Genomic DNA, 1042 nt, shown 5'->3' with positions numbered 1-1042 from the left:
GGTGTAGAGGCCGCGCTCGGGCGTGACTCCCGAGGCGATCGCGATGGCCATCGACAAGGGCAGCGCGACAATGGCCACCGTCAGCCCGGCAATGGCGTCCGCCTTGGCGTCGGCGAAGGTGTAGCCCTCGCGCCAGACCGTCACGAGCTTTGGCGTGAACAATTCGGGAAATGTCGGCTTTGCCGACTGGTGGGCCGACCTTTGGGCCGATCTGGGGGCCGGTTCATGCCCTGCCCGCTGCGTCTGATCCATGGACTGCCTTTCGCACCCTGAAAGGCGGCGGGATCGTCGGCAGGGCTGTCGGCGGTCGCCGTCGCGACTTTATGCCGGCTCAGCCTTGGGATCCGGCGGCACGGCAGACTTGAGGCGCACGCCCCGGCCGCCGCGCTCGCTGGCCTGATTCTCGCCGATCAGCTCCACCCCGGCCTCGTCGAGGGCCTGGATGACCTTCATCAGCGTGTCGACCACGCCCCTGACCACGCCATCGCTCGCCTCCATGCGCTGGATAGTCGGAAGCGAAACGCCGGCGCGCTCGGCGAGCGTCTTCTGATCGATGCCGGCCAGCGCCCTTGCGGCGCGCATCTGCGCGGCAGTGATCATCGGCCGGAATCCCCGTCTGAGTCTGCAGGAGTAAGGTATAATATCATCATTCTGATGTTTCAAGCATTAGGATGAATGTTTGAGACGTAAGTAGCGGCGCCTGACTGGCCATTTTTTAGATACTTTCCCGGGATTGCGCGCTAAGGTCTTCCATCTGGGCAGGGAGTAACGCGGTTGAATATCTTCAAGACTTTCATGACATCGGCAGCCTTGCTGTCGGCGGTTTTCCTGTTGGCCGGCTGCGGGCACGGGCTGATCAACCGGCTGATCTAGTCTCCAGTCTCGCCGTCCGGGTGCTGCCCACGCCATCGCTGCCACGTCCGGGCAGCGAGCCAGCACAGCATCGCCCAGACGAAGCCGGCGCACCAGCCGGCCAGCACATCCGACGGCCAGTGGACGCCGAGATAGACGCGGCTGATGCCGACCAGCAGCGTCGTCAGCA

The 1042-nt window shown here is 64.4% G+C and carries 3 protein-coding genes; all 3 read right to left on the bottom strand.

All coding sequences use genetic code 11. The features are described from left to right. On the bottom strand, positions 1 to 252 hold a 252-nt coding region (locus EN994_RS32845), incomplete at its 3' end, for a SulP family inorganic anion transporter (protein WP_245465424.1). A gap of 69 nt (positions 253 to 321) precedes the next feature. Further along, complete coding sequence (locus EN994_RS32840) at positions 322 to 600, bottom strand: helix-turn-helix transcriptional regulator (protein WP_063169634.1); 279 nt, start codon at positions 598 to 600, stop codon at positions 322 to 324. 269 nt (positions 601 to 869) lie between these two features. Further along, positions 870 to 1042, bottom strand: a 173-nt coding sequence (locus tag EN994_RS32835) for a phosphatase PAP2 family protein (protein ID WP_127308220.1), incomplete at its 5' end; no start/stop codon positions are given.

It is taken from the genome of Mesorhizobium sp. M7A.F.Ca.CA.002.09.1.1 (genome assembly GCF_003998555.1).
GTDB lineage: Bacteria > Pseudomonadota > Alphaproteobacteria > Rhizobiales > Rhizobiaceae > Mesorhizobium > Mesorhizobium ciceri.
Note: the sequence above shows the minus strand (reverse complement) of the source record. Positions and strands in the feature narration are given on the sequence as shown.